This window comes from Psychrobacter sp. 1U2, assembly GCF_051847575.1.
On the sequence record NZ_JBPYDC010001799.1, the window covers coordinates 1 to 521 of the forward strand.

Here is a 521-nt window from a genome sequence, read left to right on the forward strand (position 1 = left end):
ATATAGTAAGAGCCCCGTCCTTTTGATGCATAATTCCATGCTGTCACTAGCGCCCCTGATTGCAACTCAGGAGCAACCAACCGCAGGGGTACGAGTGCGATACCATAACCAAGCAGGGCAGCAGCAATGCACGCGTGAAAAGTATCAAAACGCGGACCGACAAACGTCCCATCGATACTAATGTCTTGTTGTTTAAAATACTCATACCAAGCACTTGGACGTGAGCTCAACTGTAGCAAGGTGCAATCGTCTGCATTGCTCGTACAAAATTTTTTATCTTGATTTTTATCATACAAATATTCTGGTTGGCAGACCGCCACACAATATTCATCAAACAGCTTAATCGCCTCCATACCGCCCCAAATGCCATCACCATATAAAAAAGCAATATCGACGTTTTGATCCTCAGAAAAAAAGGGTTCAGCCAGCTCTTTAATATCTATATTAATCAACGGATGCTCTTGGCTGAACCCTTTTAGCGCAGGTATCAGCCAGCGTGAACAAAACGTGGGATGTGAGAC

At 44.3% G+C, this 521-nt stretch carries 1 protein-coding gene; it reads right to left on the reverse strand.

Annotated elements, in window-relative coordinates:
• Window positions 1–521: LysR substrate-binding domain-containing protein (locus ACS8FD_RS24470; RefSeq protein WP_439277754.1), on the reverse strand; the 521-nt coding region annotated here is incomplete at both ends.